Source organism: Halomonas icarae, from assembly GCF_009901955.1.
Lineage (GTDB): Bacteria > Pseudomonadota > Gammaproteobacteria > Pseudomonadales > Halomonadaceae > Halomonas > Halomonas icarae.
The window spans coordinates 2,526,741-2,547,748 of the sequence record NZ_WUTS01000001.1; the positions used below are offsets into that span (position 1 = coordinate 2,526,741).

The 21,008-nt window shown below is 63.8% G+C and carries 18 protein-coding genes; 2 read left to right on the forward strand and 16 right to left on the reverse strand.

All coding sequences use genetic code 11. The features are described 5' to 3' along the window. Positions 1-2: 2 nt before the first annotated feature. Positions 3-962, reverse strand: coding sequence for a PstS family phosphate ABC transporter substrate-binding protein (locus tag GRB80_RS11460; protein ID WP_237561979.1), 960 nt, complete (start codon positions 960-962; stop codon positions 3-5). Between the two features lie 218 nt (positions 963-1,180). Here GRB80_RS11460 and GRB80_RS11465 point away from each other — a divergent pair, with 218 nt between their 5' ends. Further along, positions 1,181-1,588 (forward strand): acyl-CoA thioesterase, encoded by a 408-nt coding sequence (locus GRB80_RS11465; RefSeq protein WP_161423668.1) that lies wholly within the window; start codon positions 1,181-1,183, stop codon positions 1,586-1,588. Positions 1,589-1,734: 146 nt separating this feature from the next. Here GRB80_RS11465 and GRB80_RS11470 read toward each other — a convergent pair whose 3' ends face one another. From GRB80_RS11470 to hexR, 3 genes are all read right to left on the reverse strand, one after another. Beyond that, the gene (locus GRB80_RS11470) at positions 1,735-2,823 is read right to left on the reverse strand and encodes a TRAP transporter substrate-binding protein (protein WP_161423669.1); all 1,089 of its coding nucleotides are present in this window, start codon (positions 2,821-2,823) and stop codon (positions 1,735-1,737) included. Between the two features lie 146 nt (positions 2,824-2,969). Further along, positions 2,970-5,171: a DNA helicase II gene (uvrD, locus tag GRB80_RS11475; RefSeq protein WP_161423670.1), complete on the reverse strand. Its 2,202-nt coding sequence runs from the start codon at positions 5,169-5,171 to the stop codon at positions 2,970-2,972. Between the two features lie 207 nt (positions 5,172-5,378). Then, positions 5,379-6,242, reverse strand: coding sequence for a transcriptional regulator HexR (gene hexR, locus GRB80_RS11480; protein WP_132044665.1), 864 nt, complete (start codon positions 6,240-6,242; stop codon positions 5,379-5,381). A gap of 228 nt (positions 6,243-6,470) precedes the next feature. On the opposite strand from hexR, the gene GRB80_RS11485 reads away from it, so the two are divergent. Continuing rightward, positions 6,471-6,686: a PA3496 family putative envelope integrity protein gene (locus GRB80_RS11485; RefSeq protein ID WP_132044663.1), complete on the forward strand. Its 216-nt coding sequence runs from the start codon at positions 6,471-6,473 to the stop codon at positions 6,684-6,686. Positions 6,687-6,767: 81 nt separating this feature from the next. On the opposite strand, the gene GRB80_RS11490 is transcribed toward GRB80_RS11485, so the two are convergent. The 12 genes from GRB80_RS11490 to GRB80_RS11545 all read right to left on the reverse strand — a co-directional run bounded on the left by GRB80_RS11490 (position 6,768) and on the right by GRB80_RS11545 (position 21,003). Next, positions 6,768-8,111 carry a sodium-dependent transporter gene (locus tag GRB80_RS11490; RefSeq protein WP_161423671.1) on the reverse strand — a complete coding sequence of 448 codons (1,344 nt, stop codon included), beginning with the start codon at positions 8,109-8,111 and terminating at the stop codon, positions 6,768-6,770. Positions 8,112-8,457: 346 nt separating this feature from the next. Next, the gene (locus tag GRB80_RS11495; RefSeq protein ID WP_161423672.1) at positions 8,458-9,285 is read right to left on the reverse strand and encodes a DUF72 domain-containing protein; all 828 of its coding nucleotides are present in this window, start codon (positions 9,283-9,285) and stop codon (positions 8,458-8,460) included. Positions 9,286-9,326: 41 nt separating this feature from the next. Beyond that, entirely contained in the window at positions 9,327-11,162 is a 1,836-nt protein-coding gene (glmS, locus tag GRB80_RS11500) for a glutamine--fructose-6-phosphate transaminase (isomerizing) (protein ID WP_161423673.1), read from the reverse strand. A 12-nt stretch (positions 11,163-11,174) separates the two neighbouring features. Beyond that, the gene (gene glmU, locus GRB80_RS11505) at positions 11,175-12,539 is read right to left on the reverse strand and encodes a bifunctional UDP-N-acetylglucosamine diphosphorylase/glucosamine-1-phosphate N-acetyltransferase GlmU (protein ID WP_161423674.1); all 1,365 of its coding nucleotides are present in this window, start codon (positions 12,537-12,539) and stop codon (positions 11,175-11,177) included. A 3-nt stretch (positions 12,540-12,542) separates the two neighbouring features. Further along, on the reverse strand, positions 12,543-13,649 hold the full coding sequence (locus GRB80_RS11510; protein WP_161423675.1) for an FAD:protein FMN transferase: 1,107 nt from the start codon (positions 13,647-13,649) through the stop codon (positions 12,543-12,545). Between the two features lie 22 nt (positions 13,650-13,671). Beyond that, a complete protein-coding gene (locus GRB80_RS11515; protein ID WP_161423676.1) occupies positions 13,672-14,469 on the reverse strand; it encodes an undecaprenyl-diphosphate phosphatase in 798 nt (265 codons plus the stop codon). 104 nt (positions 14,470-14,573) lie between these two features. Beyond that, positions 14,574-15,944, reverse strand: coding sequence for a magnesium transporter (gene mgtE, locus GRB80_RS11520; protein ID WP_161423677.1), 1,371 nt, complete (start codon positions 15,942-15,944; stop codon positions 14,574-14,576). Positions 15,945-16,055: 111 nt separating this feature from the next. Beyond that, entirely contained in the window at positions 16,056-16,484 is a 429-nt protein-coding gene (locus tag GRB80_RS11525) for a F0F1 ATP synthase subunit epsilon (protein ID WP_132043354.1), read from the reverse strand. A gap of 25 nt (positions 16,485-16,509) precedes the next feature. Beyond that, complete coding sequence (atpD, locus tag GRB80_RS11530) at positions 16,510-17,886, reverse strand: F0F1 ATP synthase subunit beta (protein WP_161423678.1); 1,377 nt, start codon at positions 17,884-17,886, stop codon at positions 16,510-16,512. 66 nt (positions 17,887-17,952) lie between these two features. Beyond that, positions 17,953-18,834, reverse strand: a complete 882-nt coding sequence (atpG, locus tag GRB80_RS11535; protein WP_132043358.1) for a F0F1 ATP synthase subunit gamma — start codon at positions 18,832-18,834, stop codon at positions 17,953-17,955. Positions 18,835-18,905: 71 nt separating this feature from the next. After that, entirely contained in the window at positions 18,906-20,450 is a 1,545-nt protein-coding gene (gene atpA / locus GRB80_RS11540; protein ID WP_161423679.1) for a F0F1 ATP synthase subunit alpha, read from the reverse strand. A gap of 16 nt (positions 20,451-20,466) precedes the next feature. Beyond that, positions 20,467-21,003: a F0F1 ATP synthase subunit delta gene (locus GRB80_RS11545; protein WP_132043362.1), complete on the reverse strand. Its 537-nt coding sequence runs from the start codon at positions 21,001-21,003 to the stop codon at positions 20,467-20,469. Positions 21,004-21,008 lie beyond the last annotated feature (5 nt).

A 21,008-nucleotide genomic window follows, 5' to 3' on the forward strand; every position in this document is an offset into this window, starting at 1 on the left:
CGCTACTCGGCCATCGGCAGCGAAGCCAGCCAGTCGCGCTGCTGCATCAGCCGCTCCTCGGTCAGGGTGACGAAGCCCAGCTCCTCGACCACCGCCTGGCCCTGCGGGGAGAACACCAGTTCGAGGAAAGCATGCTCCGGGGCCGTCAGCGCGCTGCCGGGGGGCAGGTTCAGGTAGAGATAGAGGTAACGCCACAGCGGGTAGTCGCCGCGGCGTACTGCTCGAGGCGTGGGTGAGACGACCCGGCCCTGGGGGTCATGGAGCTGAAGCGCCCTGACGCCGGCGGTCAGATGATTGAGGCCCACGAAGCCGATGGACGATGGCTCGGCGGCCACCGCCGCCGCCACCGCCGCCGAGCCGGGGTGCTCGTTGAGGCGTACCCGGAAATCGCCACCACACAGGGCACGCCTGCGAAACAGATCATGCGTCCCCGAGGCGACGTTGCGTCCATGCAGCACGATACGATCCCCCGGCAGCATGCCCCCCAGCTGGGACCAGCGTTCAACCCCGTGTTCGGCACCACAGCGACGCGACTCCGAAAAGATGGCATCCAGCTCCCGACGGCCGAGGCTCTCCAGTGGATTATGGCGATGCACGATGACCACCAGGGCATCGCGAGCCACCTTCAGCTCCACAGGAGGATAGCCGTGGCGGGCGATGAAGGCTTGGCGTTCCAGATCATTCATGGGTCGCGACATCGCGCCCAGGCGCGCGGTGCCAGCGGTCAGCGCGGCCGGAGCGCTTGATGAGCCACTGGCCTGAAGCTGCAGGCGCACCCCTGGATGGCGCTCGACCAGCCGATCCCCCCAATGCAGCATGGGGCCCGCCAGGGTATCCGACCCCACCGCACTCAGCGGTCCGATAATCTCATCCGCCGCCAAGCGTGGCGCCAACAAGGCCAGCAGCATGCCGAGCAGCAGAGCCATCCAGCACTGCCCCCATCGCTCATCGAGCGAGACCATGCAATCTCCTCTTTCTCTGACGTCTTATGCTCATGCTATCCCACCGTTCAGGGTCGACTGTGGAGTCGCACCCCGCAGCCCGTCGAACAATCTGTGCAGCACCTTCTCGCTACCATCTCCCTGCCACCGGTCATGCGGGGCTGGAGGGCAAGCGAGACCGGGTTTACCATGGGACCGGTCTCACCCCCCCAATAACAAGCCAGGATGATGACACCTCCATGACAGACCTCGATGACAGCCCGCGTCCACGGGGAGAGCTGACTCTCAAGCTGCTGGCCAGCCGCCAGGACACCAATCTCCACGGCGATATCGCCGGTGGCTGGCTGGTCGCCCATATGGATCAGGCCGCCGAGCTGGCCGCAGACCGGGAAGCCAACGGTCGCACTGCTACCGTGGCGATCGAATCAATGGACTTCCTGTGTCCTGTGCGGGTTGGCTCCACGGTCAATATCTTCACCCGCCTGGTGGAGATCGGCCATAGCTCCATTCGCATCGATGTCGAGGTATGGATACGCCAGCCCCACGAGCGCAACCCCGACGAGCTTCACAAGGTGACCGAGGCTCGCTTCGTGATGGTGGCCATGGATGACAATGGCCGCATCCGCGCGGTGCGTCGCGAGACCTGAGCCCTGACACCAATGCAAGGCGGGGGCACCATCGGCGCCCCCGCTCCCTTCTCTAACCCCTGGCAGATAATCGCCGATTCACGTCAGTTCAGTGGCATCCGCCAGAGGCCATGGCCTATCGGGCCCTCTCGCCAGGCATCATACCCTCAGGACTGCACCGCCTCACGTGCCTTGAGATAGGCGAACTCGCCGGCATCGTTGGACGCCCGTACCAGCTTCTGGAAGGCGACATAGGAGTCGTGAACCTTCTTCGAGTCCGGGTCACTCTCGACCTGTTCGACGATCACCTCCTGGGAGGCTTCATAGAGCGCCTTCATCACATCCTCGGGGAAGATACGCAGCTTGACACCATGCTCGTTGACCAGGGTATCCATAGCCTGGGCATTGCGGAAGGTGAACTCGCTGATCATCGCCAGATTGGACGCCCGAGCCGCCTCGGTCACCACCGCCTTGAGGTCGTCGGGCAGGGCATTCCAGGCATCCAGGTTAACGGTACCCTCGAGAATCGCACTGGGTTCGTTCCAGGCCGAGGTGTAGTAGTAGTCGGCTACCTGGTGAAGGCCGAAGGCCAGATCATTGTAGGGGCTGACCCAGTCGGCGGCATCCAGCACACCGGTCTGCATGGAGGTGAAGATCTCCGAGCCCGGCATGGTAACGGTGGTGACACCGATACGGTTCATTGCCTCGCCGGCCAGGCCCGGTAGACGCAGCTTGAGCCCCTGCAGATCCTCCAGGGAGTTGATCTCCTTCTTGAACCAGCCACCAGGCTGGGTGGTGGTATTACCCACCGGAAAGGGCTTGAGGTTGTGCTTGGCGTAGATCTCGTCCCACAGTTCCTGGCCACCGCCGTAATAGAGCCAGGCGTTGGTCTCCTGGGTCGTCATGCCGAAGGGCACGGCGGTAAAGAACTGTGATGCCGCGACCTTGCCACGCCAGTAGTAGGCCGCGGAGTGTCCCATCTCGGCGGTGCCGGCAGCCACGGCATCGAACACTTCAAGCGCCGGCACCAGCTCACCGGCACCATGCACGCGAATGCGCATGCGCCCGCCCGAGAGCGTTTCGACGCGCTTGGCAAACTCGTTGGCACCGGTGCCCAGGGCCGGGAAGTTCTTGGGCCAGGAGGTGACCATGTTCCATGTGATGGTCTCCTGGGCCTTGGCGGTGGAGACGAAGGGGGCAGCGACCACACCGGCGGCGCCGGCACCCAGGGTGGTCAAGAACTTGCGACGTTGCATGCAGGCATCACTCCGTACGGATTATTATGCGAGTGCCGCGCCTGTCGCGCGGCTGTGTCCGCCTGGCAGTATGCTCCAGACGTGAACACACTCACAAGCCATAAGCCTGCAGTGAACGTCAACGGAAAGTCATGCGCTCTTGAGGGTCACAGCGGCGTCAGTTTGGCGAAGCCCAACACCAGCCACTTGTCCCCCTCTCCAGCGAAGCTGACCTGTACCCGCGCCCGGGGACCCTCGCCCTCGGCATTGAGAATCACCCCTTCCCCGAATACCGGATGACTGACTCGCTGCCCGAGGGAGAGCGAGGGCAGGTCATCGCCGCCGTTGACCCCGCTCTGGCGAAGCCCGGTGGGCCGCGAGGCAGTGACCGGCCGCGACACCTGGCCGCGCAGTCGCACCTCCTCAAGATACTCCTCGGGAATCTCGCGCAGGAAGCGCGAGGCGCGCTGGAAGGTCTCCTTGCCATGCAGCCGGCGAATCTCGGCATGGGTCAGATAGAGCTTGCGCATGGCGCGGGTCAGGCCCACATAACAGAGGCGGCGCTCCTCCTCCAGGCGGCCTGGCTCCTCCGCCGACATGCGGTGGGGAAAGAGCCCCTCCTCCACTCCGGCGATGAACACCACCGGGAACTCGAGACCCTTGGCAGAGTGCAGGGTCATCAGCTGAACGCTATCCTCGAACTCGTCGGCCTCATGCTCGCCGGCGTTGAGCGCCGCCTCGGAGAGGAAGGCCTCCAGCGCCGTGGCACCCTCGCCGGCCTCCGGTGCATCGAAGGCGTCACCCTGGGTGAAGGCCCTGGCCGCGGTGACCAGCTCCTCGAGGTTCTCGACCCGCGCCTGCCCCTTCTCTCCCCTTTCATTGCGATGGTGCTCGAGCAACCCGGTACGCGCGATCACATGGTCGATGATCTCGTGGAGCGCCAGGCCGGCGCCATCGTTGTCCAGAGTGTCGATCAGATCGGCGAAGGCCTGCAGGGCAGTGCCGGCACGCCCCTTGAGGGCGCCGTCGACCAGGCCATCATGGAGCGCCTGCCATAGCGAGACGCTCCCCTCGCGAGCACGCTGGCGCAGCAGTTCCACGGTACGTGTGCCGATGCCTCGGGCCGGCACATTGATCACCCTCTCCAGGGAGGCATCATCATCGCGGTTGAGCAGCAGTCGCAGGTAGGCCAGGGCGTTCTTGATTTCCAGACGCTCGTAGAACCGATGACCGCCATAGATACGATAGGGGACTCCCTGGCGAATCAGGGTCTCTTCAATCACCCGCGACTGGGCATTGGAGCGGTAGAGAATGGCGATCTCACGGCGATTGACACCCTCCTCGACCCGCTCGCGCAGCGTGTCGACGATAAAGCGCGCCTCGTCCAGATCATTGAAGCCGCTGTAGACCGAGATCGGCTCGCCGCGCTCGCCGGCGGTCCATAGCGTCTTGCCCATGCGCTCGGCATTGTGACTGATCAGGGCGTTGGCGGCCTCGAGGATGGCACTGGTGGAGCGGTAGTTCTGCTCCAAGCGCACCGTCTTGGTCTGCGGAAACTCACGCTCGAAGCGGCGAATATTCTCCACACGGGCGCCACGCCAGCCGTAGATCGATTGATCATCGTCACCCACCACGGTCATCGGTGTGGTCATGCCGGTCAGCAGCTTGAGCCAGGCGTATTGCAGGGTATTGGTATCCTGGAACTCATCCACCAGCACATGGGCGAAGCGCTGCTGGTAGTGGGCCAGTAGCGCCGGATTGTCACGCAGCAGCTCCAGGCTACGCAGCAGCAGCTCGCCGAAGTCCACCAGGCCGCCACGCTCGCAGGTCAGCTGATAGCGATCAAAGAGCTCGACCATCTGGCCCAGGTAGGCATCGCCATGCACATTGACCTGATGGGGGCGTAGCCCCTCCTCCTTGCAGCCGGAGATGAACGACTGCACCTGACGGGGCGGGAAGCGCTCGTCATCGATGTCGTTCTCCCTGATCAGTCGCTTGATCAGACGCAGCTGGTCATCGCTATCGATGATCTGGAAATGCTGGGGCAGGCGAGCATCCTGCCAGTGGGTGCGCAGCAGACGATGGGCGATGGAGTGGAAGGTGCCGACCCAGACATGGCGCAGTGACGTGCCTACCAGCGCCTCCAGGCGCGTGCGCATCTCGCGGGCCGCCTTGTTGGTAAAGGTCACGGCCAGCACCGCATAGGGAGAGAGCCCCTCGGCCTGAATCAGCCAGGCGATGCGTTGCACCAGCACCCGGGTCTTGCCGGAGCCGGCCCCGGCCAGCACCAGCATATTGCCCTGGGGGGCGCTGACCGCCTCGCGCTGGGCGGCATTCAGGTGGTCGAGGATCGCCGTGACGTCGTCCATGGGAAGGCATCGCTGCTCGGAAAATGGGCGAACAGCTTAGCATAGCCGCAAGGGGCAAGGGGCAAGGGGCAAGGGGCAAGGGGCAAGGGGCAAGGGGCAAGGGGCAAGGGGCAAGGGGCAAGGGGCAAGTCAGTCTTCGTCCCGGGCTGCAAGCCACAAGGGGGTTCCTTGTAGCTCGCGCCTTGAAGCTTGTCGCTGGCCGCAGGCCTAGGGCTTGCCGTCCTGCTCCGGAAAACGCAGCGGTGTCAGGCTCTTCTTCACTTCACGAAGCTGCTCGGCGAGCTTGGGACCGCGGGTCTTGGCCACGCCCACGGCCAGTACATCGACCAGCACCAGATGGGCGATGCGCGAACTCATGGGTGTGTAGATCTCGGTGTCCTCATGAACGTCGATATAGAGCGGCAGGGTCACCTCCTCGGCCAGCGGCGAACCATCGGGGCACAGCCCGATCACCGTGGCACCGGCCTCCCGTGCCAGACGCACGCTGGCCACTAGCGCCCGGGTGCGGCCGGTCTGGGAGATTGCCACCACCACGTCACCCTCGTTGAGGGTCACCGCCGACATGTTCTGCATATGCGGGTCGGCATAGGCGGCGGTGGAGATCTGCAGGCGGAAGAACTTGTGCTGGGCATCGAAGGCCACCGCGCCGGAGGCCCCGAAGCCGTAGAACTCGACCCGATTGGCCATGGCCAGGGCATTGATCGCCTTGCTCAGCGCCTCGTTGTCGAGGCGGTCGCGCACCGACAGCAGGGTGCCCACGGTGGAGTCGAAGATGCTGTGAGAAAACTCCGCCACCGAATCACTGTCGTTCATCGAGAACTGGGCGAACTGACTGCCGGTCGCCAGCATCTGCGCCAACTTGAGCTTGAAGTCCTGGAAGCCATTGCAGCCCAGCGCCCGACAGAAGCGCACCACCGTCGGTTCGCTGACCTTGGCTTCGGTCGCCAGGTCGACGATGCGCATATGGATCACTTCCTCGGGGTTGCGCAGCACAAAGCGCGCCACCTTCTGCTCGGAGCGGCGGAAGTGCTCCATGCGGCGTCTCATCTCATCGAACAGGGCACGACTCACACGGAACTCCTTGGCTGGCCACCGCAATGCGATGACGAACGATCATGGTATCTGACTCATGGTATCCAACGACAGTATGCCCCAAGGCGGAGCCATATGTGCAGTGTGCCTCCGCTCGGGGAGCGTTGAGGCAGCGTCATAAGAAAAAGACTCACGCCGTCATCATTCTGTCAAGTGATGTATAGTAATAAATGCAGTGTCGCGTAGCGTCCAAGGAGAGAGTCGATCATGCACAAGACCGAACGGTTAACCTCCCTGAAGAGTGAACTTCTCGACATCTTCATGAGCATGGAAGTCCATGAGCACGAAGAGCGGACCCGCACCGCCGCCCAGCGTCACCTGCGCGCCCGGCGTGGCATCGAGCTCCACAGCGAGTTCAAGCAGCTGGCTCGGGAGATCGCCGAGTTGCCAGAAGCCGAGCTCACCGAAGACGCCATGCACTGACGTCACACCACGATATGCAACGAGCCCCGCCAGGGCGGGGCTCGTCAGGGCTTGAAGCCGGTACCGTGATGGTCGGCGAGCCTAGACCAGGCCGTAGACGAACACCACGACCACCCCGATCGGTGCCACCACACGAGACACCACCTGCCACACCTGGGCCTGACCGGCCGAGAGCCCCAGCTCGTTGATCACACTGTCACGGTCGAGACGCCAGGCCACGAACAGGATCGCGCCCAGGCCGGTCAGCGGCAACATGAACTTGCTGGTAAGGGTGTCCAGGAAGTCGAAGACGTTCAGCCCCAGGATCAGGAACTCGTCCCAGACGTTGAACGACATCAGCGCCGCAATACCCAGCACCCAGACCGCCACACCGGCCACCAGGGTGGCCGCGACACGAGACAGCTTCGTACGCTCCTCGAGCAGTTCCACCGTGGGCTCCAGCAGCGAGATCGCCGAGGTCAGGGCGGCGAAGGTCAGCAGCAGGAAGAACGCCAGGCCAAGGAGGGTACCCCATGCCATGTTGCCGAAGGCCAGCGGCAGGGTGACGAAGATCAGCCCCGGCCCCTCGCCCGGGCTCAGGCCGTTGGCGAAGACGATGGGGAAGATCGCCATGCCGGCCAGCAGCGCGATGGCGGTATCCAGAATGATCACCGTGCGTGCCGTGCTGATCAGGCTGACGTCCTCACCCAGATAGGAGCCATAGGCCAGCATGATGCCCATGCCCAGCGACAGGGTGAAGAAGGCCTGTCCCATGGCGGCCAGCACTACCTCACCGTTGATCGCACTCCAGTCGGGGCTGAACATGAAGGCCATGGCCTCACCGAAGTGACCGGTGGTCATGCCATAGATCACCAGCACCACCATCAGGATAACCAGTGCCGGCATCAGGGTCTTGACGGCACCTTCCAGGCCCTTGGTCACGCCGCGAGCCACGATAAAGATCACCAGCGCCATGAAGGCGGTATGCCACAGGGTCAAGGCGGTGGCGTTACCCAGCAGACCACTGAAGATGGCGCCGACGCCCTCGGAGTCCATGCCCGTGAACTTTCCGGTGACCGAACCCAGGGTATAGAAGAGCGACCAGCCGCCGATCACGCTGTAGAAGGAAAGAATCAGGAAGGCACCCAGAACGCCACTGACCCCGACCAGTGCCCAGGCTGGCAGACGACCGCTCTGACGCGCCAGGTCGAGCATCGAGTTGATCGGGTTCTTCTGGCCACGGCGGCCGATCAGCCATTCGGCGACCAGGATCGGCAGACCGACCAGGGCCACGCAGGCCAGATAGATGAGCACGAAGGCCGCGCCCCCGCTATCCCCTACCATATAGGAGAAGCGCCAGATATTGCCCAGCCCCACCGCCGAACCGGTGGCTGCCAGGATAAAGGCCATCTTCGATGACCACTGTGCATGGGAGAGTTTGGACATGTTTCACCCTGTATGTACGTGTCGCCAGCGGCCGATCCGGCGCGTTGGCGGCTTGTGCTTGTCATTGCCACGTCCAGAGCGTCATGGATTACATGACACCGTCCAGAGCATGACAGGATCCGGGCAGGATCACTGCCGTTGCGCTTTACGGTCGTCGGCGGGTGGCCGTTGACCGAGTAGCACGGGAGCGCAGGACCATCGCAAGATCGACGCAGGTTCGGCGCCATATCCAGTCAGAATCCGGGGTATGAGCGCTCCGGCCCATAAAACTATCCGATCAAACACTCGATGGCCAGCGTCTTCTGTGGTTTGGCACTCGCTCTTTAGGCGCAGGTGGGAGCAAGCATCAAGTCCCGAACAGGCTAGCCTGGGCCTCGCCGGGGAAGGCCGGCAAGGGGGGCAGGGCCAATCGCTCTGCCAGGCGATCGTGGAGGCGTCGCGCCAGCTGGGGCGCCTGCCGGTTATCCGGTGTATGCACCATCAGATAAGGGGTTTTCCCCTGTTTTATCCACAGGGAAAGGCGCTCTATCCAGGCTGCAAAGTAATGTTCATTGATGGCCGCGTCATGGTGGCCGATATAGCGCACCAGGGGGCGGCTTCCCGTGGAAAGCACGTGTAATGGACGTTTCGGCTTCTCGCGCTGCGCCTGCTGCACGCCGGGATGCTCACCGGCGGGGGTGGCGAAGAGGGGGCGCACATCGAGCATCACCCGATCCACACCTTGAGTTATCAACATCCTATTGAAATGTCGCTCGACACTCCCCTTGTGGAAAAAATCAGTGTGACGCACCTCTACCGCACAGGGAATGTCACTCGGCCAGCGTGCGAGAAGCGCCTCGAGACGAGGCAGTTCATCGCCACCGAAATCCCGGGGAAGTTGGATCATCAGCGGGCCCAGACGATCGTGCAGCGGTTCGAGAGCCGTGAGGAAGACATCGAGTTCGGCCTCGATATCCACCAGACGACGCTCATGGGTCAGGGCAGCAGGCAGCTTGAAGCAGAAACGAAAGCCCGGGGGTGCCTGACGGGCCCAGGCCGCCACCGTCTCGGGGCGTGGCGCGCCGCTGTAGAAGGTAGTGTTGCCCTCCACGCAGGTGAAGGCCCGGGCATACTCCTCGAGGCCGCCGCCATGAGGAGGATAGAGTCCGCCGCGCCAGTCGGGATTGGCCCACATGGGCAGCCCTATATGGAGCGGCGGTTCGGCACGTGGGGCCGTCACTCCACCGTCACGCTCTTGGCCAGGTTACGCGGCTGATCCACATCGGTGCCCTTGAGCACCGCCACATGGTAGCTGAGCAGCTGCAGCGGCAAGGTATAGACGATCGGCGCCAGCGCTTCATGCACCCGGGGCAGGCGCAGCACTCGAATACCCTCGGAGGCCTCGAGTCCCACCCCCTCGTCGGCAAACACGAACAGCTCACCGCCGCGCGCGCGCACCTCCTGCAGGTTGGACTTGAGCTTGTCGAGCAGCTCATCGTTGGGCGCCACGGAGATCACCGGCATCTCGCTGTCGACCAGTGCCAGCGGTCCATGCTTGAGCTCGCCCGCCGGGTAGGCCTCGGCGTGGATATAGGAGATTTCCTTGAGCTTGAGCGCGCCCTCCAGGGCGATCGGGAAGTGAGCCCCACGCCCCAGGAAGAGAGCATGCTGCTTCTCGGCGAAAGCCATGGAGAGCGCCTCGATGGCCGGGTCCAGCGCCAGCACACGCTCCACCAGCCGCGGCAAGCCGCGCAGCGCCGCGACCACCTCGGCCTGCACGGCCTCGTCGAGGCCCTTGACGCGCCCCAGCGCCAGCGTCAGCAACAGCAGGGCGGTAAGCTGCGTCGTGAAGGCCTTGGTGGAAGCCACGCCGATCTCGGGCCCGGCATGGGTCATCAGGGAAAGATCCGACTCGCGCACCAGGGAGCTGCCCGGCACGTTGCAGATCGCCAGGCTGGCCAGATAATCGCCCGCCTTGGCGAAGCGCAGCGCCGCCAGGGTATCGGCGGTCTCCCCGGACTGGGACAGAGTCACAAACAGGGTCCCTTCGGGAACCACGACCCGGCGATAGCGATACTCCGAGGCGACCTCCACCTGCACCGGAACGCCGGCATAGCGCTCCAGCCAGTAGCGCGCCACCATGCCCGCATGATAGCTGGTGCCACAGGCAACGATATGGATCTGCCTGACCTGCCCGAAGAGCGCCTCGGCCTCGGGACCAAAACTCTCCACCAGCGCCGAACGTTCGCCGAGACGCCCCTCCAGGGTCGCGCCGATCACCGCCGTCTGCTCATGGATCTCCTTGAGCATGAAGTGACGGTACTCGCCCTTGCTGGCCGCGCCATCGCCATGCTCGAAGGTTGTTACCTCACGCTCCACCGCCGCGCCGTCGGCATCGAAGATCTCGATGCGGCCACCGGCGGAGAGGCGAACCACATCCCCCTCCTCCAGGTAGATGAAACGGTCGGTAACCTGCAGCAGGGCCAGCGGATCGGAGCCGAGGAAGGCCTCGCCGATGCCCACTCCAACCACCAGTGGGCTGCCCTTGCGGGCCCCGATGATCACGCCGGGTTCATCGGCGTGGATCACTCCCAGCGCATAGGCCCCATCCAGTCGAGCGAGAATGCCGCGTACCGCGGTGAGGAGATCACCCGCCTGGCGGCTCTCGCACTCCAGCAGATGCGCCACCACCTCGGTGTCGGTCTCGGAAGTGAAGTGGTAGCCCTCGGCCTCGAGCTCACGACGCAAGGCTTCGTGGTTCTCGATGATGCCATTGTGCACCACCGCCAGGCGCTCGCCGGACTGGTGGGGGTGGGCATTCACCTCGCTGGGTCGACCATGGGTCGCCCAGCGAGTATGGGCGATCCCGCTGCGACCGGCCAACGGCTCAGCGTGCAGACGCTCCTCCAGGGCCGCCACCTTGCCCATCGCCCGGCACCGCTGCAGTCTGCCGTCGGGGTCAAGCACCGCCATGCCCGCAGAGTCATAGCCACGATATTCCAGGCGCTTGAGGCCCTCCAGAAGAATCCCTTCCACGTTACGCTCGGCAACGGCTCCGACGATTCCACACATCGCTCTCTCTCCTTAGTCATCCTGCTTGCGGGGCCGGGGCCAGTCCGCCTTGGTTATCTGGCGGGCACGCGTCACCGCCAGGGAGTTATCGGGCACATCCTTGGCCACGGTGGAGCCGGCCCCCACGGTGGCACCCCGCCCGATGCTTACCGGCGCTACCAGGGCACTGTTGGAGCCGATGAAGGCCTCGTCATCGATCTCGGTATGGTGCTTGTTGGCACCATCATAGTTGCAGGTGATGGTGCCCGCACCGACGTTGACACCGCGCCCCAATCGGGCATCGCCCACATAGCTCAGATGGTTGATCTTGCTGCCCTCACCCACCTCGACGTTTTTGGTCTCGACGAAGTTTCCGATCTTGGCCCCTACCGCCAGGCGCGAGCCGGGCCGCAGGCGCGCGAAGGGGCCGATGGTGGCGTGTCCGGCAATCACCGTCCCTTCGATGACGCTATGAGGCTCGATCACGCTCTCGGCACCGATATGGCTGTCGCGAATCACGCAGTGGGGCCCGATGCGAACGCCCTCGCCCAGTTCCACCTCGCCCTCGAAGACACAGCCGACGTCGATTTCCACGTCATGACCACAGCGCAGGGTGCCACGCACGTCGAGACGCGACGGGTCGGCGAGCGCCACACCCTCGGTCATCAGTCTTTCGGCGATGGCCTGCTGATGGGCCCGCTCGAGACGCGCCATCTGCAGGCGATTGTTGACGCCCTCCACCTCGACCGGGTCGCCCGGCTGAGCGGTGACCACCCTGACGCCCTCGGCGGCGGCCATGGCGATGATGTCGGTGAGGTAGTACTCGCCCTGGGCATTGTCGGCGGAGAGTCGCGGCAGCCAGCGGCGCAGCTGGCTGGCGGTCATCGCCATGATGCCGGTATTGCACTCTCGCACCGCACGCTCGCTTTCGCTGGCGTCCTTGTGTTCGACAATGGCCACCGCCAGCCCCTCGGCATTGCGCAGGATGCGTCCATAGCCGCTGGGATCATCGAGGGTCACGGTGAGCAGACCCAGGTGATCGTCGTCGACACCCTCCAGCAGTCGTTCGAGGGTCGTGCGGTGGATGAGGGGAACATCACCATAGAGCACCAGTACCTTGCCATTGCCGAGCCCATCCAGCGCCTGGGCAACGGCATGGCCGGTGCCCTTCTGTTCGGCCTGCAGGGCGAAGTGCACACGACAGTCGGCCAGGGCCTCACGCACCTTCTCGGCGCCATGGCCCACCACCACATGGGTGCGCTCGGCGTTGAGTCCCGCGGCGGTATCGATCACGTGGCGGACCATGGCCTTGCCGGCCAGACGATGCAGCACCTTGGGCAGGGTCGAGCGCATCCGGGTACCCTGCCCGGCGGCCAGTATCACGACATCAAGCGTCATCCTTCACTCCTGATCCTGTTGTTCATGTTGCCGGGAGGCGTCGCTGTCCGCGACCTCGAGACCAAGCTCATCGATCCGCGCTTTGCCGAACTGCTCGACGAAGGCGGGGGTGATCCGGCTCGTCCAGCCCTCCTCCTCGCGTAATATCATCAGCGCACTCAGCTGGTGCTCACGGGCCAGAGCCATACCCGCTTCTTCGCCCAGTACCATCAGCGCAGTGGCCCAGGCATCCGCCCAGGCGTTGGACGGGTGAAAGACGCTCACCGACGCCAGGCGATGGGTGATCGGGCGTCCGCTGCGTGGATCCAGGGTGTGGGAATAGCGCCGCCCCTCTTCCTCGAAGTAGTTGCGGTAGTCGCCGGAAGTCGCCACCGAGACATCGTGCAACGGCAGCATATATTGCGCCTCCTGGCGATCTTCCAGAGGCGCCTCGATACCGATGCGCCAGGGCTCCTTCTCGCCGTCTCGGTAGCCGTTGGCAAGCAGGTCACCACCGAGGTTCACCAGATAGTGCTCGACCCCCTCGGCGTCGAGAAAGGCGGCTACGCGATCGGTGGCGTGGCCCTTGGCGATCCCACCCAGATCGACGGTCACCTCGCGCGTGCGCCTTGCCTCACGCTGCTGGGCGTCAAGCTCCAGCGCGTCGGTGCCGATCTGTGCCAGGCGCCTGGCCAGCTCGGCGTCGGCGGGGATCTCCTTGGGGCGAGCCTCGGCACCGAAGCTCCACAGGTTGACCAGCCCGCCGATGGTCATGTCGAAGGCGCCACCACTCTCCTCGGCCACGGTCCGGCCGATGGCCAGCACCTCGTAAAGCGCATCGGAGAGCGGCTGCCACTTCCCGGTCGGTGCCTGGTTGAAGGCCATCAGTTCGGAGTCATCGCGGTAGAGCGACATGCTGGCATCCACCGCCTCGAGTTCGGCGAGAATCCCCTCTTCCAGGGCGCTGGCCTCACCGCGGGTCAGGGGGTCGACGATGGTCACCTGGTAGAAGCTGCCGAAGATGGCGCCCTCGAGGCGTACCGGCGAATCGAGCGGCCGGTCGCGCTCGGAACAGCTCGCCAGCGCAAGCAGCAGCAATAACATGGGCATCAACAGCAGATGTCGAAGCATGCTGGACTCCTCACAGGGGGTGTTACCAGAATAGCCATAACAGCCAGGCTCCGAGCAGCAGCCGGTAGATCACGAAGGGCTGCATGCCGACACGCTTGATAAAGGCCAGGAAGTAGTGGATGCAGAGATAGGCGCTGATAGCCGAGAGCAGCCCCCCCACCACCAGGGTAACCCACTCCACCTCCGCGGCATCGCGGACAAGTGCCAAGACTTCCATCCCGCCGGCCATCACGATCACCGGGATCGACATCAGGAACGAGAAGCGCGCCGCGGCCTCACGATTCATGCCCAGCAACAGTGCTGCGGTGATGGTGATGCCCGAACGCGAGGTACCGGGAATCAACGCCAGCGCCTGGGCCAGACCGATCAGCAGAGCATCGCGCAGGGTCAGCTGATACTCGTCGCGACGGCCACGATGGCGCAGATCCGCATAGGCCAACAGCAGGCCGAAGGCAATCAGGCCGAAGGCGATGATCAGCGGCGAGCGCATCCGCTCCGCGATATCATCATGGAAGATCAGCCCTGCCAGCCCCACGGGTATCGTCGCCAGCACCACCCACCAGGCCAGGCGGGCATCGGCATCCATGCCGCGCCCCACCAGCGAACCCGACCAGCTCAACGTCATCTTCACGAGTTCCTGACGAAAGTAGAACACCACCGCCGCCAGGCTGCCGATATGCAGCGCCACATCGAAGGCCAGCCCCTGATCACCCCAGTCAGTGAGGACGGGTACCAGGATCAAGTGAGCGGAGCTGGAGACCGGCAGAAATTCGGTGAGTCCCTGTACGATCGCGAGTACGACGACCTGAAGCCAATCCATGGTAATTTCCTGTTAGATGTAGCCCGCGCCCAAGGGCGCCATGCCGTGCAAAGGATACACTCGCATGGCCGAACTGTCCGCCCCGCTTGCCATCGGGTCAGGGCTCATGTGCCGAGGATCGTCGTGGCGATACCGAAGTAGATCAGCACACCGGAGGCATCGATCAGCGTGGTCACCAGAGGTGCCGAGGCGGTGGCCGGATCCCAACCCAGATGGTCGAGCAGGAAGGGCAGGCACATGCCCAGCACGCTGCCAAACAGCACGATGGTAACCATGCTCATGGCCACCACCAGAGCCAGTGCCTCACCGCCACGCATGACCCCAATGGGTGCCACTGCCAGGGCCATGGTCAGCCCTAGCGAGCCCGCCACCAGCATCTCACGCCCCATCAGCTTGCCCCAGTCCTTGATGCCCACCTCACCGGTAGCCATGCCGCGCACCATCAGGGTGGCAGCCTGGGCGCCGGCGTTGCCACCACTACCGATCAACAGCGGCAGGAAGAACACCAGCGCCACCTGAGCGGCGATGGTCTCCTCGAAGTAGGCGATCCCCGCTCCAGAGAAGAGGTTGGCGAATACCAGCAACACCAGCCAGGTAACGCGCTTGCGATACAGGCTCCATAACGGTACCCGGCTGACGCCATCCTCCAGGGTGCCGATCGACATCCCCTTGTGGATATCCTCGGTAGCCTCGGACTCGACCACGTCCAGGGCATCGTCATGGGTGACGATACCTACCAGTCGCGCATCGCCATCCACCACCGGCAGCGCCAGCAGATCGTAGCGGGCAACGATACGCGCCACCTCCTCCTGGACCTCGTCGACCGGCGCATGGATAACGTCGCGGATCATCAGCGAGTCGATCTGGCCTCCAGGTGGCGCCACCATCAGCTGACGCAACGACAGGGTGCCGGCCAGTCGCCCATGGCTATCGACGATATAGAGCTGATAGACCGTCTCGGCATCGGGCGCGGTCTGGCGGACCCGCATCATCGCCTGGGAGACCGTCATGCCGCTGGGAATGGCCACGTAGTCGGTGGTCATGATCGCCCCGGCGGTGCCCTCCTCATAGCTGGCCAGACGCTTGAGCTCCTGGCGCTCGCGGCGTGCCATCCGACGCAACAGCCTTTGGCGATAATCCTCATCGAGCAGGTTGAAGAGATCGGCACGCTCGTCGGAGCCCATCTCCTCGAGGATCATCAGCAGATCCTCATCGCCTAGCGCTTCGGCGAGGGTCCGCTGAGTGTTATCGGGCAGATGTCCGAGCACGCTGGCGCGCCGCTCCAGAGGCAGATGTTCCATCAAGGCAAGGGTACGTGAGGAACCCTCATCATCCGCCAGGATGGCCCCGAAAATTTCGGCGATATCCGCCGAGCGTAGCTCGGACAGCAGCGCATCGATGCGCGCCCCCTCCTCCTCGGCAAGCGCCTGACAGAGCGTGATCCGTTGAGTGTTGAGGTTGTCAGTGAGAGACATGGCTTACTCCTCGGCGCCCAGAGTCCGGACACCGGGGTGATAGAGACAAGAACGCCCCCGACTCGACGCTAATGTCGAGCCGGGGGCGCAAGACTCACGCTGGGGCCAAGATCAGCCCTTGCCGGCCTTCTTGCGTAGCTGCTGGATCGTGCGCAGCTGGGCCACGGCTTCGGCCAGTTCTGCCGATGCGCGGGTATAATCCAGCTCGGCGGACTTGTCGTTGAGGTTCTTCAGCGCCTGCTGTCGAGCCTCTTCCGCCGCTGCTTCATCGAGGTCATGGGCACGGGTGGCCGAATCGGCCAGGATGGTCACCACGTCCGGCTGGACTTCCAGGAAGCCTCCCGATACATAGTAATTCTCTTCCTGACCGCCATCATGAAGCACGCGCACCGGTCCCGGCTTGAGCTCGGTCAGCAGTGGAGCGTGACCGGGCAGGATGCCCAGTTCGCCCATGCGACCGTTGGCGATGATCCGCTCGATCTGGCCGGAGAAGATCCCTTCCTCGGCGCTGACGATCTCGCACTTGAAGCTTTTCGTCATGACGACGTCTCCCAGGTAGACGGGATTACTTCATCTGGTTGGCTTTCTCGACGGCCTCGTCGATGGTGCCGACCATATAGAAGGCCTGCTCCGGCAGCTCGTCGTACTCACCGTCGAGGATGCCCTGGAAGCCGCGGATGGTGTCCTTGAGGGACACGTACTTGCCGGGCGAACCGGTGAACACCTCGGCGACGAAGAACGGCTGCGACAGGAAGCGCTGGATCTTACGCGCGCGAGACACGGCCAGCTTGTCCTCGTCGGACAGCTCGTCCATGCCCAGGATCGCGATGATGTCCTTGAGCTCCTTGTAGCGCTGCAGCACGTTCTGCACGCCGCGAGCGACGCCGTAGTGCTCCTCGCCCACCACCAGCGGGTCGAGCTGACGGGAGGTGGAGTCCAGCGGGTCGATGGCCGGGTAGATACCCAGCTCGGCGATCGAACGCGCCAGTACCACGGTGGCGTCCAGGTGCGAGAAGGTGGTCGCCGGCGACGGGTCGGTCAGGTCATCCGCGGGCACGTAGACGGCCTGTACGGAGGTGATCGAGCCGGTCTTGGTGGAGGTAATGCGCTCCTGGAGCACACCCATCTCCTCGGCCAGGGTCGGCTGGTAACCCACCGCGGAGGGCATCCGGCCCAGCAGAGCGGAAACCTCGGTACCGGCCAGGGTATAGCGGTAGATGTTGTCGACGAACAGCAGCACGTCACGGCCTTCATCGCGGAACTTCTCGGCGATGGTCAGACCGGTCAGGGCCACGCGCAGGCGGTTCCCGGGCGGCTCGTTCATCTGACCGTAGACCAGCGATACCTTGTCGATAACGTTGGATTCGGTCATCTCGTGATAGAAGTCGTTACCCTCACGGGTACGCTCACCGACACCGGCAAAGACCGAGTAACCGCTGTGCTCGGTGGCGATGTTGCGGATCAGCTCCATCATGTTGACGGTCTTGCCCACACCAGCGCCGCCGAACAGGCCGACCTTGCCGCCCTTGGCGAACGGGCAGACCAGGTCGATGACCTTGATGCCGGTCTCGAGCAGCTCGCTGGAAGCCGCCTGATCGGCGTAGCCCGGTGCACTGCGGTGAATCGGCATGCGCTCCTGCTCGCCGATCTCGCCCGCCTCGTCGATGGGCTCGCCGAGCACGTTCATGATGCGACCCAGCGTCTCCTTGCCCACCGGCACGGAGATGGCCGCACCGGTGTTGGTGACGTCCATGCCCCGCTTGAGCCCCTCGGTGGAGCCCATGGCGATGGTACGCACCACGCCATCACCCAGCTGCTGCTGGGTCTCGAGCACGGTCTCGACATTCGAGACCTTCAGCGCGTCGTAGACCTTGGGAACATTGTCCCGCGGAAACTCTACGTCAATCACCGCGCCGATGATTTGTACGATACGTCCGCTCATCTTGGTTCCTCTCAAATACCTGAAAATGAAACCTGCATGCCGGGAGGGCCATGGCCTCCCTGGCGCTTATACGGCCGCGGCACCACCGACGATCTCGGAGATTTCCTGGGTAATGGCCGCCTGACGGGCCTTGTTGTACACCAGCTCCAGGTCGTCGATCAGATTGCCCGCGTTATCGGTGGCACTCTTCATGGCGATCATTCGGGCGGCCTGCTCACAGGCTCCGTTCTCGACCACCGCCTGGTAGACCTGCGACTCGACGAATCGCACCAACAGGCTATCCAGCAGCGCCTTGGCATCCGGCTCATACAGGTAGTCCCAGCTACCGGGACGCTTGTCTTCTTCGTCGTTCGAATCCGAGCCCATATCGGGTGACAGGGGCAACAGCTGACGGACCACCGGCTTCTGGGTCATGGTGTTGACGAACTCGTTGTACACCACGCACAGGCGATCCAGCCGACCCTCGTCATAGGCATCCAGCATCACCTTGACACTGCCGATCAGATCCTCGACCTCGGGCGCTTCACCCAGGCCGCTCTTCGCCGCAACGAGGTTGCCCCCATAACTTCTGAAGAAACTGCCTGCCTTGCTGCCCAGGGCACAGAAATCCAGCTCGGCCCCCTGGTCATGCCACGCCTTGGCGTCCTTGGTCACGGCCTTGAACAGGTTGATATTCAAGCCGCCACACAGGCCGCGGTCGGTGGACACCACGATGTAACCGACGCGCTCAACCTCACGTTCGACCATCCAGGGGTGGCGGTATTCGGGGTTGGCATCGGCGACATGCGCGACCACGTTGCGTATCTGACGCGCATAGGGCTGGCTGGACTTCATCAGGTCCTGAGCCTTGCGCATCTTCGACGCCGCGACCATTTCCATGGCGCTGGTGATCTTCTGCGTGTTCTTGATGCTCCCGATCTGGGTGCGTATCTCTTTTGCAGCTGCCATAGCGATCTACTCCGTTCGTGGCACTCAGTAAGCTCCAGGGCCCACCCCGCGCACGGGATGGGCCAACGGGGTTACCAGCTCTGAGTGGCCTTGAACTTCTCGAGACCCTCTTTCAGTCCGTCCTGGATCTCGCTGTTGTAGTCGCCGGTCTGGTTGATCTTCTCGAGCAGTTCGGCGTATTCGGCCTTCATGAAGTCGCGCAGGGCACGTTCGAAGTCCAGCACCTTGTTGACCTCGACCTCCTCCAGATGACCCTCGTTGGCGGCATACAGGGAGAGCGCCATCTCGGCCACGGACATCGGCGAGTACTGGTTCTGCTTCATCAGCTCGGTGACACGCTGACCGTGCTCCAGCTGCTTGCGGGTCGCCTCGTCCAGATCGGAAGCGAACTGGGCGAAGGCCGCCAGCTCACGGTACTGGGCCAGAGCCAAACGCACGCTGCCGCCGAGCTTCTTGATGATCTTGGTCTGGGCGGAGCCACCGACACGGGAGACCGAGAGGCCGGCGTTGATGGCCGGACGAATGCCCGAGTTGAACAGGTCGGTCTCGAGGAAGATCTGACCGTCGGTGATCGAGATCACGTTGGTCGGAACGAAGGCCGAGACGTCGCCACCCTGGGTCTCGATGATCGGCAGTGCCGTCAGTGAGCCGGTCTTGCCCTTCACCTCACCGTTGGTGAACTTCTCGACGTAGTCGGCGTTCACGCGTGCCGCACGCTCGAGCAGGCGGGAGTGGAGGTAGAAGACGTCACCCGGATAAGCCTCACGGCCCGGCGGACGACGCAGCAGCAGGGAGACCTGACGATAGGCCACGGCCTGCTTGGAGAGGTCGTCGTAGACGATCAGGGCATCTTCACCGCGATCGCGGAAGTACTCGCCCATGGTGCAGCCGGAGTAGGCCGCGAGGAACTGCATCGGGGCCGGATCGGCGGCGCCGGCGGCGACCACGATGGTGTGCTCCATCGCGCCATGCTCTTCGAGCTTGCGCACCACGTTGGCGATAGTCGACTGCTTCTGACCGATGGCCACATAGACACAGGTGACCCCGGTGCCTTTCTGGTTGATGATGGCATCGATGGCGATCGCCGACTTGCCGATCTGGCGGTCACCGATGATCAGCTCACGCTGGCCGCGGCCGATCGGCACCATGGCGTCGATGGACTTGAAGCCGGTCTGGATTGGCTCGTCAACGGACTGACGGGTGATGACGCCGGGGGCGACCTTCTCCACCGCGTCGGTCAGCTTGGCGTTGAGTTCGCCCTTGCCGTCGATGGGATTGCCCAGGGCGTCGACCACGCGCCCGCACAGCTCGGGGCCTACCGGCACCTCGAGGATACGCCCGGTGCACTGGGCGGTCATGCCCTCTTCGAGCTGCAGGTAGTCGCCCAGCACCACGGCGCCCACGGAGTCACGCTCGAGGTTGAGCACCATGCCGTAGATGCTGCCGGGAAATTCGATCATTTCACCGAACATCGCGTCTTCAAGGCCGTGCACTTTCACGATGCCGTCGGAAACGCTGACGATGGTGCCCTGGTTGCGGGCTTCGGATGCGACATCCAGCTTTTCGATACGCTGCTTGATGATGTCGCTGATCTCGGAAGGATTCAGTTGCTGCATGCCATGTCCCTCAGACTCAGGCGGTAAGGGCTTCGGAAAGGCGGCTCAATCGACCACGCACCGACCCGTCGATGACGGTATCGCCGGCACGCAGGATGACACCACCGAGAAGCTCGGGATCCACCTGAGTGGTAATGGAGATTTCGCGATTCAGGCGCTTCTTGAGCGCGCCGGAGAGCTTGTCCTGCTGGGCCTTGGTGAGCTTGTAGGCCGACACCACGGTGACGTCGACGCGCTTCTCGTGATCGGCGAGCAGCGTCTCGAACTGTTCGCGGATAGCGGCCAGGGCCGGCAGGCGTCCCTTCTCACCCAGAGTGTTGAGGAAGCGGCCAGCCGCCTCATCGAGGTCGACCTCCGCCAGCTCGACCACCAGGGCTACCTTGCGCTCTGCATCGAGCTTGGGGCTGGCGAGAAGCTTGAGCGCCTCACGGCTCGTCACCACCATGGCCAGCTTGCTCAGCCAGTCGGACCAGGTATCCAGCGTCTGGTGATCGCGTGCGTACTCGAACGCCGCCTTGGCATAGGGCCTGGCGACGGTAGACAGTTCCGCCATGGATC

Bases quoted from the DNA above. Each gene is read 5' to 3' on its own strand.
- GRB80_RS11460 (WP_237561979.1), bottom strand. From the start codon at position 962: ATGGTCTCGCTCGATGAGCGATGGGGGCAGTGCTGGATGGCTCTGCTG.
- GRB80_RS11465 (WP_161423668.1), top strand. From the start codon at position 1,181: ATGACAGACCTCGATGACAGCCCGCGTCCACGGGGAGAGCTGACTCTC.
- GRB80_RS11470 (WP_161423669.1), bottom strand. From the start codon at position 2,823: ATGCAACGTCGCAAGTTCTTGACCACCCTGGGTGCCGGCGCCGCCGGT.
- uvrD (WP_161423670.1), bottom strand. From the start codon at position 5,171: ATGGACGACGTCACGGCGATCCTCGACCACCTGAATGCCGCCCAGCGC.
- GRB80_RS11485 (WP_132044663.1), top strand. From the start codon at position 6,471: ATGCACAAGACCGAACGGTTAACCTCCCTGAAGAGTGAACTTCTCGAC.
- GRB80_RS11490 (WP_161423671.1), bottom strand. From the start codon at position 8,111: ATGTCCAAACTCTCCCATGCACAGTGGTCATCGAAGATGGCCTTTATC.
- GRB80_RS11495 (WP_161423672.1), bottom strand. From the start codon at position 9,285: ATGTGGGCCAATCCCGACTGGCGCGGCGGACTCTATCCTCCTCATGGC.
- glmS (WP_161423673.1), bottom strand. From the start codon at position 11,162: ATGTGTGGAATCGTCGGAGCCGTTGCCGAGCGTAACGTGGAAGGGATT.
- glmU (WP_161423674.1), bottom strand. From the start codon at position 12,539: ATGACGCTTGATGTCGTGATACTGGCCGCCGGGCAGGGTACCCGGATG.
- GRB80_RS11510 (WP_161423675.1), bottom strand. From the start codon at position 13,649: ATGCTTCGACATCTGCTGTTGATGCCCATGTTATTGCTGCTGCTTGCG.
- GRB80_RS11515 (WP_161423676.1), bottom strand. From the start codon at position 14,469: ATGGATTGGCTTCAGGTCGTCGTACTCGCGATCGTACAGGGACTCACC.
- mgtE (WP_161423677.1), bottom strand. From the start codon at position 15,944: ATGTCTCTCACTGACAACCTCAACACTCAACGGATCACGCTCTGTCAG.
- GRB80_RS11525 (WP_132043354.1), bottom strand. From the start codon at position 16,484: ATGACGAAAAGCTTCAAGTGCGAGATCGTCAGCGCCGAGGAAGGGATC.
- atpD (WP_161423678.1), bottom strand. From the start codon at position 17,886: ATGAGCGGACGTATCGTACAAATCATCGGCGCGGTGATTGACGTAGAG.
- atpG (WP_132043358.1), bottom strand. From the start codon at position 18,834: ATGGCAGCTGCAAAAGAGATACGCACCCAGATCGGGAGCATCAAGAAC.
- atpA (WP_161423679.1), bottom strand. From the start codon at position 20,450: ATGCAGCAACTGAATCCTTCCGAGATCAGCGACATCATCAAGCAGCGT.
- GRB80_RS11545 (WP_132043362.1), bottom strand. From the start codon at position 21,003: ATGGCGGAACTGTCTACCGTCGCCAGGCCCTATGCCAAGGCGGCGTTC.